This window comes from Actinophytocola sp. NPDC049390, from assembly GCF_044466355.1.
GTDB lineage: Bacteria > Actinomycetota > Actinomycetes > Mycobacteriales > Pseudonocardiaceae > Actinophytocola.
On record NZ_JBITMQ010000001.1, the window covers coordinates 85,744 to 97,991 of the forward strand.

Here is a 12,248-nt window from a genome sequence, read left to right on the forward strand (position 1 = left end):
CGGTTCGGATTCGGGGTGGGTCGAGTTCAGGGACTGGTTCTATTCGGCGACTGATTCGCAGGCTCCGGAGATGTACGCGCTGGCCTACGAGCGCCTCGATCCGCTAAACGGCCTCGGCGTTGGCGAGCGGATTGTTCAGCTGCGTGAACTTGGTTTCGACGTGAGTGGTGCCGGGGAGGACGGTGCCGGTTCGGACGGTGAGCCGGGGGATGTGTTGTGGGCGGCGGCGGTTGAGCGGTTTGGTTCGGCCTGGGTGTCGTGGGACGGTTCGGATTCGGGGTGGGTCGAGTTCAGGGACTGGTTCTATTCGGCGACTGATTCGCAGGCTCCGGAGATGTACGCGCTGGCCTACGAGCGCCTGGACCCGCTCAACGGCCTCGGCGTTGGCGAGCGGATCGTTCAGCTGCGTGAGCTCGGCTTCGACGTTTCGGGTGCCGAGGTTCCCGAACCCTCCATCGACCCGTTCGACGAAGAGGCGGCGGCCGAACTGAGTCAGGACCTCGAGCAGGCGATGGCGGCTCTCACCGAAGAAGAGTTGGCGACGCTGGAGGAACTCCGGCCGGCGGCCACGCAGAAGCTGATCGACATTCTCGGTGAGAAGCTGCCGAAGGAACTCGCGGACCAGATTGACGTCGAGGAATACGCCAACCAGGTTTTCGAGGACGTTCCAGGCCTTGCCGTCGCCACCGAGGAAGAGCTCGCGGAATTCGTCACCAGTGCCCTGGCCGACGTCGCCCAGGCCGAGGCCGTCGCGGTGGCGGGTGCGGGCGACGGCGAGGCTGTCTGATCGTCGGATGCGACTTCGACGCGACTCTCCCCGGGGCACGTTCACCCGGCCGTTCGGTGCGGAAGGAATGTCATCATGAACCCAAGAAATATGGCCGGTCGAGGACTGAGGTTCGTGCTCGGCCCTTCCATGCGGATGGCTCGCGTCAATTTCGTTAGGCGGGTGAGTAATTTCAACCCCGGCGACGAACACGTCTTCGAGTCCAGGAACCCGCGCACCGCGTTGGGGCATCTCGCCAACGAAGACGTCGATGGGCTTATCAGAAAATTCGACAAGCCTCGGAGTGTGGCCGCGTCTCCGGAGTCGAAGAGGGCCATCGAAGTCAAGATGGCCGGGTCGGGAGACAGCGTGGACAGGCGGACCATGGAAGGCAGGGGAGATCCGGACCTCGTACTGAAACGAGGAGACAACCCTGAATACCCGTTCAGTATCTCGCACTACGTGGCTGAGGCGCAGGATGGGACGCAGCACCTCGTTACCTCCGGGCCCGGGGCGCCCGGTACCAAGGACGGCGCGGACGTCTTGGGGGGCGCCAGTGACAGCGGATCGAACAGCATCAAGAACCTCGTGGAACAGACACCTGGCCTGATCAAGGAGACGGCCGACAAGCTGCGTGACGCTGACAATCCCTTCGTCAACCTCGGTATCGAGAGCCACAGCCGGGGAAGTGTGGCGTCTTCGCAGGTCGCCAATCGCCACAAGACGGATAATCCTGCCGACAAGGTGAACCTCGTGATGTTCGACCCGGTCCCCGGGCCCTTGCACAAAGGTGAGGACGTCAGTGTGAACATTTCCGGGCTGGACGAGTCCACGGTCGTCTACTCCGTCGCGTCCGGGTACATGATGGGGTTCACGCCGCAGATCGTCCGTGGTGCCAAGAGGATCATCATCACCAAGAGGAAACACGAGGCCGGCTTTGTCGACGGATTCGTCTACGAAGGTGCGCGACTTGTCGGTGGCGCTCTGAACCGGCTGCCGGATGGTGTTTACGCCCACGCGGACGGCGACCAGCTCGTGCCGGTCGCCTCCATCGACGAGGTGCACGCGGCGTGGGCCGAAGCCTTCGCGAAAGGCGAGGCGCGGGTCCGTGATGTCGGGCTGTCGGGGCGGGATCGGGAGAAGATCGTCGTTGGCGCGATGGCCACCTGGTTCCGGGACAGAGCGGAAGCCATACTTGGCGAGGTCAAGATCGGCGCGATATCCGACGTGACGCTGTTGGAGATCGACGAGGTGGATTAGCGGCGTCATGCCCTGTCCCACGGCTGCACGTCCGCCCCGTCGAAAGCCGAAACGGCTCACGGGGCGGACGTCGACGGCGGCGCCGTCGTTGTCGACCAGCACTTCGGTGACCACTCGGTCGGCCACGAACACCTGGAGTTCGACCAGCCCGCGCCCGTCGCACGACCACGGTCGGATCGACGGAGAGACCGACCACCTCGCGCATCAAGACCAGCAGAAACCCCGGCAACGCGAGCAGGAACGCCGCCGCGGCCGCCATCCAGGTGGCACGGAGCCGTCACCGCACGGTTTCCTGCCGCTTCCGGGCATCCGCCTCAATGGCTGCCAGCAGGTCCGGTTTGTCCGTCACCGCCGCTTGCGGCAGCGAATACGGGATTTCGCAAGGTATCAGCGGGAGATTTCGATCGTGGTCCGCCAGGTCGCTCGATCATCGAGGTGGTTGAGCAGGAAGTGCGCGAGGTCGGCGCGTGCCAGCGAACGCATGTGGGGCAGGTGCTGGTTGGCGGCGGCGCGGTACGTGCCGGTGAACGCGTCGTTGGTGAGCCGTGGTGGTCGGATTATCGTCCAGTCCAGATCGCTGTCCGCGACGATGCGCTCCATCCTGGTCATGTCGGCATAGACGTGCCGATACAGCGGCCGGACCACGCAGCAGACCAACAGCCGGTGGGACAGTGGCGCGGTCGGCGACAGGGCGAGGCTCGCGGAGGTGACGCAGGCCAGCCGACGCACTCCGCCGCGCCGCATGGCCGTGATGATGCCTGTCATGCCTTGTGAGTAGACGGCCGTGCGACGTCGGTCAGCGCTTCCCAGGCAGGACACGACGGCGTCGTGCGCCGTGAGCGCCTCGTGCCAGTCACCGGGCTCCAGTACGTTGCCCCGCAGGATCGTCAGATGGGCATGCTCCGGGAGCGTTTCGGGCACGCGAGCGAGGGCGGTGACCCGATGACCCGCGTCGAGGGCCTGAGCGACCACGTGGGTGCCGGTGCCACCGGTTGCCCCGAGGACGAACAGTCTCATGACGTGGTCCGTTGGCGGTCGGTGGCCGCGAGGAACGTCGCGATGGCGAGGATCAGCAGTGTGACCACGGACATGAACATCTGACCGTGCAGGCCGAGGGCGAACGTCGTTTCGTCGGTGAACTCGGGGTCGTAGGTGGCCGTGTCCGGAAACAGCAGTGCGGCGAACATGCCGGCCCAGGGCACGGCGAGAACGCCTGCGGCGCACAGCAGTCGGGATCGCGTGTCGCCGTGCCGGCGGGCGAGCAAAGCCAGCGAGAGCAGTCCAAGACCCAGCGACATCACGATGTACTGCGCGTCGTGGAACTTGGCGTGCGGCGGCCACGCCGGGTTGTGGATGTGCTGGCGGGCGGTGTTGTCGAGGATCAGGTCGAACAGCAGGGCGCCGAGCGCGGTCTCCACCGCCACCGCGGCGACAAGACCTCTCGCGAGGGACCAGTGTCGTGTCATGCCCATGACTGTAGTGACTACATAAATAGTGTCGACATATGAGTGTAGTCACACCAAAAATGTAGCCGGCCATGCCGTCCATACGCTGGGCACATGGACGTGACGAGTCGGCGGAGCCGGAAGAAGCAGCAGACCCGGGGTGTCATCGGGGAGGCGGCGATACGACTGTTCCTCACGCGTGGCTTCGACGCGGTCACCGTCGCCGACATCGCCCGCGAGGCCGACGTCGCCGTCCAGACCGTCTTCAACCACTTCCCCACGAAGGAGGACCTGTTCTTCCAGGAGCGCGAGAGCTACGTGACCTTGCCGGGGCAGGCCGTCCGGAACCGCCGCGAAGGCGACTCCGTCGCCCAAGCCCTGGCCAGGGGCTATCTCCGCCTCCTCGAGGACTACGACGACGCCAGCCTGCTCACGCGAAGCATCGAGTACCAGCGGACCCTGGACGCCAGCCCCACGTTGCGAAACAGGGAGCTGGAACTGCGCCGCGAACGCGAGGACCTGCTCGCTGCCGCCCTGGCCGACGAGGACCCACCGCTGAGCGACGGCCTGCGCCCCACACTCCTGGCGGCGTTCGCATCCGCCGTCGACCGGGTGCTCGACACGGAAGTCCGCCGCCGACTCCTCGCCGGAGAACCGATCAACCACATCACGGTGGCATTGGAACCCCTGACCCGAGAACTGTTCGACACCGCCGAGAACGCATGCCGACAGACGAGAAGCGAACCTTGACCGGCCGGGAACGCCCGCCGACGCGTGATGCCCAAGGGCTGGAACACGTCGTCCCGGTCACCCGGTCCTCGACGGCGATATTCAGCACCTGTCCAGCTCTCCGCGTCGGCCGGCCAGCTCGGCGAGGAGGTCGACGGTGCGGTTTTGTTCGTCGGCGGTTCCGTAGGGCGGCCGCGGCGGATGCCGTGATCGCCGAGGCCGAAGCCGGGGCGTACCTGGAGGAGATCGCCCGCCGCGCGCCGACCCGCCACAACGCGCCGACGCGCTGATGGCTCTCGCCGCCGACGGACTGCCGCGCCGCAGACAAGTGATCGCCCAGCGCCCTTCGCTGACAACCGACGCGCCGAGAAGTCGCCAGTCCAGGGCGAACCCTGCCAGTCCGGGGACGCCGAGGTGGCCGGTTGTGGGTCGTTCGGACGACATCACGGCGGCCGTTTGGTCGGTACAACCATGGCCATGGGGTACACGACCGATGCGAACTACCTGCTTCAGGCGGGTGAGGACATCGCGAACCTGGCGGAGCTGACCGGGTCGCGCACCGCGCTGTTCGAGAGCGAGACCGTCGTCGAATGGCACGCCTGGGGCACGGTGAACGCGCAGCTGGGCGCGGCCTACCACGACCTCCGCCAGGAGATGATCGAGATCCTGCTCGGCTCGGCCGTCGTGATGACCGCGCACTCGGTCGCCCTGACCGCGACGGGCGAGGAGTACCGGGCGCGTGAGGAGATGGTCGAGGAAGCGATGCGCGCCATCGGCGAACTCGCGCACCGGGCCGAGAACACGATTGACGTGGACCGGGCCGAGAGCAGGATGGACGTGGACCGATGACCGTTCTGGCGGACAAGGTGCCCGCGGGGTTCTGGCCGGCCATCGACAAGCTCGACGAGGTGCTGCCGCACCTGGGCCACCCGGAGATCCGGCCGTTGCTGGAGAAGATCGCGCTGCTCGACCCGGACGCGATCCGCCGGGTGCTGCCGGCGTGGGGGCCGGACGGATTGGCGCACACGGTGTCCGAGGACCTGCCTCTCAAGCTCGACCGCGTGGTCCAGAAAGTGGGCGACCGTTGGGAAGGGGCCGCGGCCGAGCAGTTCACGAAGCACATGAACCAGGTCATCGAGGTGTTCCAGGCCTGGGACAACCCCGCGGGCGAGGTCGCCGCCCACATCGAGAGCTTCCTCGACTCCCTCGAACTGTCCTTTTTGGACATGGCAGGGAAGGTCGCGGGGTGGTTGGGGTTGATCGTCGGGGTCGTCGGCCTGATCGTCGCCGCGATCGGCACCGGCACCGCGGCCACCGGAGCCGGTGTCGTCCTCGCGGCCATCGGCTGGGTGATGACGATCGCCGGGATGATCCTGGGCATCGCGGGTATCGCGATCAGCGACGCGCAGTACCTGGAGGGGCAGTTGAGCGTGAGTCTCGCGGGGGCGCGGGAGTTCCGCGAGGAGGTGGCGCGGCTCGAGGCGATGCGGCCGGGTGGCCTCGTCACCCCAGGTGGGGAGTGGAAGCCGATCACGCCGGAACCGGAGAACTGAGGTGGGTATGGACAGCACGGATCTGGCCGTGCACCTGGGGGACAAGCTGCGGCGTGCGGCGCGGGACGCCGGGATGAGCCCCACGGAGTTCCTCGACGGTGGCGTGTCCGGGACGTCCACGGACGGCACGGTGACCGTGTGGGTGGACGGGATCGGGCGGATCACCCGTGTGCGGATCGCGCCGGGCTCGGTGAGCGAACGCGACGAGGAGCGACTGGCGAAGGCCGTCACGCAGGCGAGCCAGGCGGCGGTCGCGGCCGTCACCGACCTGTTCGCCCTGGAGCCGTCCGCGCCACCGCGCCCGACCCGCTCGGCCCGCCCGGCCGAGGACGACGACATGGTGCCCGTCATCTACGACTGACACCGCGAGAACGTATTGGTCGATGGAATTCAGTGTTCTGCCGCTTGCTCCGAATGCGGGCGAACGCTGCGATGACGCGGGTAGCCGCAAAGATCCATACGCCCGGCGACTGGGTGATCGGACTCCTCCTGTCGGCGGTAGTGCGCCGGTCAATTGCCAAATACCGTGGGCTCTGGGGTCTGCATCGTCCAGGAAGGGACACCCCGCGCTGCGGGGCGACGAACCTGCTCATCCTCTTCTCTCCTGGGCAAGGGCGTTCACGCCAGGCCGAGACCCGGTCAGGTCAGCCGAGCGGAGGAGGGCGCCGTGGGTGAGCGGAAGTCGGCAACCGTCGTCGAGGTCGATCAAGCCGGATTCACCTGGCGGAAGAGCAGTGCGAGTGCGAGCGGCAACGGCGGCTGTGTCGAATTCGCGCAGTCGAGTACAGCGGTTCTCATCCGCAACTCGCGCAATCGGCACGGCACACGGATCGTCGTCGCCGACTCGGCGTGGCGGCTGCTCGTGCGGACCGCGTCCCGGCACTGACGGAGAGCGGACGTGTGCCCACGCCGATGCACACGTCTTCCGCGATCGCACACCTTCGAGACAGTTGGAACGCCCACCGCTGTCGTCACCGCTTCAGGTACTTTCACCAGTGACGCACGCAGCCTGCCGCACGTGACATCCGCCTGATGAGTTGCGGGTGAATCCACATCTCGCGGCGGCAATCCATCCGATTCTGTCCGGTGATACCGGATTTTGTCGTCGTTTCATCGGCGCTGCTGCCGTGCTGCGCCACTTTTGTGACCGCAGCTATCGGCACCTGGCGTGATGACATGCGAACAGCTGCATGCTTGCGCGCTGTCATGCCCTGCCGTGTCACCTCGCACCGCGTTCGAGTGTCACGCGATTGTGCGACTGACAGTTTTGCGACTTTACAGAACGACATGGTAGTTATGCCACCTGTCAGGTAGTACATTGACAGGTGGCAGAACGCCACCTTCGCATCCATGAGGAGCAGGTATGGCGCAGGTCGAGACGCCGATCACCCAGCAACGGCGCCTTCGCGCCGCGTTGAAGCGGGCTCGGGAACAGAGCGGCATGACCCAGAAAGACGTAGCCGTCCTGCTCGACTGGTCCCCGTCGAAGGTCATTCGCATTGAGACCGGCGCGGCGATCATCTCGACATCCGACCTCCAGGCGCTCCTGCCGCATTACGGCATCACCGATCGCGAACGCATCAACGAACTGGTCGAGGTCGCACGCGCGAGTCGCAAGCAGGCCTGGTGGGACGAGTACCGCGGGGTCTACGACCAGCAGTTCCTGACCTTCCTCGGGTACGAGGCATCGACGATCCGATTGCGGTCCTACCAGGCGCTGCTCATCCCGGGCCTGTTGCAGACTCCCGGCTACACCAGCGCGATCCTGCGTGCCTACACCGACGACGAGGAGTCCATGGTGCGCGACGCGCAGGTTCGCGCCAGGCGGCAACGGGTGCTCGAACAAGGCGCGGGACCCGAGATGTTCTTCGTGCTCGACGAGGCCGCACTGCACCGCTGGGTCGGCGGCGCGAGCGTCATGCGCGAGCAGTTGTTGTGGTTGGTGGAGCTGGGCAAGCGGCCGAATATCGAGATCCAGGTCGTCCCGTTCAGCGCCGGCGCACACCCGGGCATGCGCGGTGCGTTCACGATCTTCGAGTTCCCGTTCGAGGACGAGGACTTCGCGCTGCTGCTCGAACACCCGGACGGCGACGTGCTCATCCAGAACAAGCCGGACATCGCCAGCACCTACGTCGAGACCTTCTTCGATCTGGAAGCCGTCGCGGCCCCGAAGGGCGACCTCGAAGAGGTGATCCACCGGATTCTCGAAACGTTCCCCGGGCCGAAGACCGCGCGGGCCGACAAGGTATCCGCAAAAGCGCAGGACTGATGACCGTGAACCACGACCGAGGGGAGGCTGGTATGACCGCGACGACGCGGGCGTGTCCGCGTTGACCGGCCGGACCTCTGTCCGCGCATAGGCACGGGCGGCCCTGTTGCACCAGGAACCGCCCGCAAGAGCACTCAGCATCCCTCTAGGCGAAGAAGGGCCAGTGCCGTGCCCAGAGTACAACGACCAGTGAGATCACATCGACAGCGGGCGACCGCCCAGAACGGGGAGTCACCGGGTCTGCCCAGGTACAACCCCATCCCCATGGCCAACGGCCTGCGGCGGAACTTGCGCAAACGGGTGAAGAACAGCAAGCCCGAGGATGACAGCAACTGGGCGACGTTCCCCACAAAACGCCGGGTGGTGATCGCCGTCCACACCGTCGCCGCGGCCATGCGGCTCAAGGACCTCGTCGGGTTGCTCGACGAGGACCCCGAGATCGGCCTCGTGTACACGGCGGTGCCCGACCGCCTCGGCGACGGGGTGGTCGAACTCCTGCGCAAGTGGGAGGTCAAGCGGATGCGGTGGGCCGAGGCCGCCGACGGCGACTACGACCTCGCCATCGGCGCCAGCCTCCACCGGATCGGTGAGCTCGGCGCCAAGCGGACCTTCGCGATCGCCCACGGCTCCGGCTACAACAAGCGCTGGCCGAGCTGGGCGTGGCCGCGCTCCGACGAGAAACGGCCGACCTACGGCCTCGACCGGGAGTCGTTGCTCGACCGGTCCGGCCGGCCCGTGGTGGACGCGTTGAACCTGTCGCACATCGACCAGTGGGAGACGCTGAAACGCCAGTGCCCGGAGGCCACCACCGCGGCGATGGTCGGCGGCGACCCCTCGTTCGACCGCCTGAAGGTCAGCCTGCCCTCCCGCCAGTACTACCGGGACGCGCTGAACGTGCGCAACGGGCAGGTGCTGGTCGCGGTCACCTCGACCTGGGGGCAACAGTCACTGCTGAGCAGGCACCCCGGCCTGCTGGCCAGACTGCTCACGGAGCTACCCGCCAACCACAAGGTCATCCTCACCACCCACCCCGCCGTGTGGTTCGAGCACGGCCCGCAGCGGATACGGACCCTGCTGCGTGACGTGTGCAGCGCGGGGCTCGACGTGGTCGAGGCCGGTGAACCGTGGCAGGGCCTGCTGGCGGCGGCCGACTACCTCATCGGCGACCACACCTCGGTGAGCGTCTACGGCGCCGCCAGCGGCCTGCCTCTGCTGCTGAGCCACTTCGCCGAGGACGACATCGACGGCCAGTCGGTCATGGCGGAACTGGCCCACCTGAGCCCGCACCTCGACGACGAGGTACCGCTGGTCGAGCAACTGGGCATGGCGACAGCCGCGCAACCGGACCAGCAGGAGGTCGCCGGCGCGCGCGTGTCGTCCATCCCTGGCGGATCGGCGCGGGCGCTGCGCAGGAAGTTCTACGAACTGCTGGAACTGGACGAACCGGAGGTCGATCCGAGAGTGGAGCGGGTGGCTCCGCCGAGGTTGATGAAGAACGAGTCATTCGGCTGGTGAGGAAGGCGGCGACCCGAGGTTGCGCACCCGTTCCAGGATCTGCGCGGCCGCGGGGTTGCCGAGCTCGGCGTAGCGGACGGCGGCGCGCTCGTAGTGGTCACGGGCGTCGCCGAGCCTGCCGGACCGCTCGTCCAGTTCGCCGAGCGCCCGGAGCGCGTCCGCTTCGCCGAGGGTGGCGTTGACCGACCGCATGGCGGCGAGCGCGGACTCGAGGTGGGTGCGCGCGCTGTCCGCCCGGTCCAGGTCGGTCTCCGCGCGGCCCAGGAACAGGAACGAACGGGCGGTGTTGTACGGATCCGGTGTGGACAGCGAGCCGAGCTCGCTGGTGGCCGCCACCAGGACCGCCACCGCCTCCTCCGGTCTGCCGGCCGTGGTCAGCGCTCGGCCGAGGCTGATCAGGGCCAGCCCGACGTTGCGTTGCTCGCCGATCCGCCGGTACTCCTCGAGCGCCTGGGTGAAGCGGTCGATCGCCGTCTCCGTCTCGCCCTGGTCGAGGTACACGAAGCCGAACCGTTCCAGCGAACTCGCCATCCGCAGCCGGTCGTCGAGCCGGCGCCACAGCTCCGCCGCGCGGCTCATGCGCTCGAGCGCCTCGTCGTTGCGCCCCAGTGCGTGGAACAGCAGCCCGAGTCGGTCCTGGGTCTCGGCCTCCATGAACCTGTCGGCGCACGACCGGGCCGCCTGCTCGGCGATCAGGTCGAACTGGAGCCAGTCGTGGTAGTGCGTGCGGTGCAGGAACAACCCCCACATCGCGTCGGCCATCCGCCACGCGAGATCGTGCAGGCCGGTGTCGTTGGCGAACCTGGCCGCGGCCAGGAGGTTGATCCGCTCCTGGTCGAGCCAGTCGAGTGCCGAGCTCCGGTCCGCGAACGACATCGACGGCGGGATCACCCGCACCGTGTCCCCGTGCCGGCTCGCCCGGTGCGGGGTGATGGACGCGCTCGCGTCCGACGCGGACTGCAGGTACCAGTCGAGCATCCTGCGCACGGCCGCCTCACGGCGCTGCACCGGTTCCTCGTCCTGCGCTTTGTCCCGCGCGTGCAGTCGGATCAGGTCGTGGAAGCGGCAGCGGCCGGCCCTCGATTCGTCCAGCATGTTCGCGTTGAGGAGTTCCTCGACCAGCGCCTCGGCCTCCAGCACGGGGGTCTCCATGACCGCGGCGACCACGTCGAGGCCGAAGTCGGGTCCCGGGTGCAGCCCCAACAGCCGGTAGAGCCTCGCCGCCTCGTCGGAAAGTGCCTGGTATGACATGTCGAACACCGCCTGTACCGATAGTTCGTCGCCGAACGACAACCGTGCGAGCCGCCGCCGTTCGTCCTGGAGATCGGCCACCGCGCGTGCGAGTGTCCACTTCGGACGTGTCGCCAGCCGGGCGCCGGCCACGCACAACGCGATGGGCAGGCCACCGCACAGCTCCACCAGCTTCCGCGCGTGCCCCTGTTCCTCCGCGACCCGTTCCTCCCCGACCGCCTTGGCCAGCAACATGACGCCGTGCCGTTGGCTCAACGGTTCCAGCGTGAGGAACCGCGCGCTGTCGGTCACGAGGCTGCCCAGCCATGACTGCCCGGTCACCAGCGCCACGCTGCCCGTCCGGTCGGGCAGCAGCTGCCGGAGGTCTGCTGCCGACCCGGCGTTGTCGAGCAGCACGAGCAGCCGCCGCCGGGCGGTCAGCTGCCGGTAGAGCTCCGCCTGCTCGCCCGCCTCCACCGGTATCTGCCGCGCCGCGACACCGAGCGCTGCGAGGAACCCGGCGAACACCTGCTCGACCGGCACCTTGTTGCGGGAGCCGCCGAGGTCGGCGTACAGCTGCCCGTCCGGGTAGCGTTCGCGGGCACCGTGCGCCCACCGCAACGCGAGTGCGGTCTTGCCGACCCCGGGCGGCCCGACGAGCACGAGCAGCCCGCTCGTCTCGTGGTCGTTCAGGGTGCTGAGCTCGTTCTCCCGGTCCACGAAGGTGTTCGCGGGCGCGAGGATCTGGTGCGGCACCTCGTCCGGCCCGGCCGGTGCCGGTTCGATGACCGGTGGCTGCGACATTCCGGGCAGGTGAATCCACGCGCGCAGCCGGGTCTTCTTCACCTGGGTCGAGATCGGGTGGTAGTGCGCCGGGTCGATGGACCGGTAGCCGTGCCGCACGATGCCGTCGTACACGCCATCGGACACGATGACCGCGAGGTTGCCGGACGCGTGCCGCAGCGCCGTGCGCAGCTCGGTCGCGTCCAGCATGCGGCAGGCGCGGACCAGGTCGGCGCCGTACAGCCCGTTGTCGTCGATCCTCACCTCCCCCGCGTCCAGTGCGAGCCGCAGCCGGAACCGGTGCGCCAGCGGCACGGTGCGATTGTGTTCCGCCAGCCCCGCCGACAAGCAGCCGACGAGCGGGTCCAGCAGCAGCACCTTCGACACCTCGGGCGGGACCAGCACGATCATCCCGTCGCCGCTGTCGGAGTGGACACAGTCGTCCCACCGCACCCCCGACGCCTCGATCGCCTCCGCCACCAGCCGGTAGAGAACGGCGCGGACCGCGAACTGGGCACCGTCGTCCCGGTGTGGATCACCGAACCCCTCGACGTCGATCGCCAGGATCGAGTGGTGTGTCGGGTACTGGCTCACTCGTCACCGCCGTCGGTCCGTGACAGGTCAGGCTAATCGTCCCCGAATCCCGATTCCGTGCCATATGGCACACAGGCGCGGCCGGACCGATCCCGCGTGGCGTC

Annotated in this window: 13 protein-coding genes; 9 read left to right on the forward strand and 4 right to left on the reverse strand. The window is 67.7% G+C overall.

Annotated elements, in window-relative coordinates; translation table 11 throughout:
* Positions 1–787 (forward strand): hypothetical protein (locus ACIBVP_RS00385; protein WP_396103757.1); only part of this gene is annotated, 787 nt, incomplete at its 5' end.
* A 162-nt stretch (positions 788–949) separates the two neighbouring features.
* Positions 950–2,026, forward strand: a complete 1,077-nt coding sequence (locus tag ACIBVP_RS00390; protein ID WP_396103758.1) for a hypothetical protein — start codon at positions 950–952, stop codon at positions 2,024–2,026.
* A 387-nt stretch (positions 2,027–2,413) separates the two neighbouring features.
* On the opposite strand, the gene ACIBVP_RS00395 is transcribed toward ACIBVP_RS00390, so the two are convergent.
* Positions 2,414–3,043 carry an NAD(P)-dependent oxidoreductase gene (locus ACIBVP_RS00395; RefSeq protein WP_396103759.1) on the reverse strand — a complete coding sequence of 210 codons (630 nt, stop codon included), beginning with the start codon at positions 3,041–3,043 and terminating at the stop codon, positions 2,414–2,416.
* Positions 3,040–3,492, reverse strand: a complete 453-nt coding sequence (locus tag ACIBVP_RS00400; protein ID WP_396103760.1) for a DUF6640 family protein — start codon at positions 3,490–3,492, stop codon at positions 3,040–3,042. The genes ACIBVP_RS00395 and ACIBVP_RS00400 overlap by 4 nt, the downstream gene beginning before the upstream one ends.
* A gap of 93 nt (positions 3,493–3,585) precedes the next feature.
* On the opposite strand from ACIBVP_RS00400, the gene ACIBVP_RS00405 reads away from it, so the two are divergent.
* The 5 genes from ACIBVP_RS00405 (at position 3,586) to ACIBVP_RS00425 (ending at position 6,639) form a co-directional block, all read left to right on the forward strand.
* Positions 3,586–4,221 (forward strand): TetR/AcrR family transcriptional regulator, encoded by a 636-nt coding sequence (locus tag ACIBVP_RS00405; protein ID WP_396103761.1) that lies wholly within the window; start codon positions 3,586–3,588, stop codon positions 4,219–4,221.
* 456 nt (positions 4,222–4,677) lie between these two features.
* Positions 4,678–5,049, forward strand: a complete 372-nt coding sequence (locus tag ACIBVP_RS00410) for a hypothetical protein (protein WP_396103762.1) — start codon at positions 4,678–4,680, stop codon at positions 5,047–5,049.
* Positions 5,046–5,753 (forward strand): hypothetical protein, encoded by a 708-nt coding sequence (locus ACIBVP_RS00415; RefSeq protein ID WP_396103763.1) that lies wholly within the window; start codon positions 5,046–5,048, stop codon positions 5,751–5,753. Before ACIBVP_RS00410 ends, ACIBVP_RS00415 begins: the two co-directional genes overlap by 4 nt.
* 7 nt (positions 5,754–5,760) lie before the next feature.
* Positions 5,761–6,114 carry a YbaB/EbfC family nucleoid-associated protein gene (locus ACIBVP_RS00420; RefSeq protein ID WP_396103764.1) on the forward strand — a complete coding sequence of 118 codons (354 nt, stop codon included), beginning with the start codon at positions 5,761–5,763 and terminating at the stop codon, positions 6,112–6,114.
* Positions 6,115–6,420: 306 nt separating this feature from the next.
* Positions 6,421–6,639, forward strand: a complete 219-nt coding sequence (locus tag ACIBVP_RS00425; RefSeq protein ID WP_396103765.1) for a DUF397 domain-containing protein — start codon at positions 6,421–6,423, stop codon at positions 6,637–6,639.
* A 103-nt stretch (positions 6,640–6,742) separates the two neighbouring features.
* On the opposite strand, the gene ACIBVP_RS00430 is transcribed toward ACIBVP_RS00425, so the two are convergent.
* Positions 6,743–6,961 carry a hypothetical protein gene (locus ACIBVP_RS00430; RefSeq protein ID WP_396103766.1) on the reverse strand — a complete coding sequence of 73 codons (219 nt, stop codon included), beginning with the start codon at positions 6,959–6,961 and terminating at the stop codon, positions 6,743–6,745.
* A gap of 155 nt (positions 6,962–7,116) precedes the next feature.
* Here ACIBVP_RS00430 and ACIBVP_RS00435 point away from each other — a divergent pair, with 155 nt between their 5' ends.
* Positions 7,117–8,022, forward strand: coding sequence for a helix-turn-helix domain-containing protein (locus ACIBVP_RS00435; protein WP_396103767.1), 906 nt, complete (start codon positions 7,117–7,119; stop codon positions 8,020–8,022).
* A gap of 189 nt (positions 8,023–8,211) precedes the next feature.
* Positions 8,212–9,537 carry a hypothetical protein gene (locus tag ACIBVP_RS00440; protein ID WP_396103768.1) on the forward strand — a complete coding sequence of 442 codons (1,326 nt, stop codon included), beginning with the start codon at positions 8,212–8,214 and terminating at the stop codon, positions 9,535–9,537.
* Here the strand turns inward: ACIBVP_RS00440 and ACIBVP_RS00445 are convergent.
* Complete coding sequence (locus ACIBVP_RS00445) at positions 9,523–12,144, reverse strand: ATP-binding protein (protein WP_396103769.1); 2,622 nt, start codon at positions 12,142–12,144, stop codon at positions 9,523–9,525. The genes ACIBVP_RS00440 and ACIBVP_RS00445 overlap by 15 nt on opposite strands.
* Between the last annotated feature and the right edge of the window lie 104 nt (positions 12,145–12,248).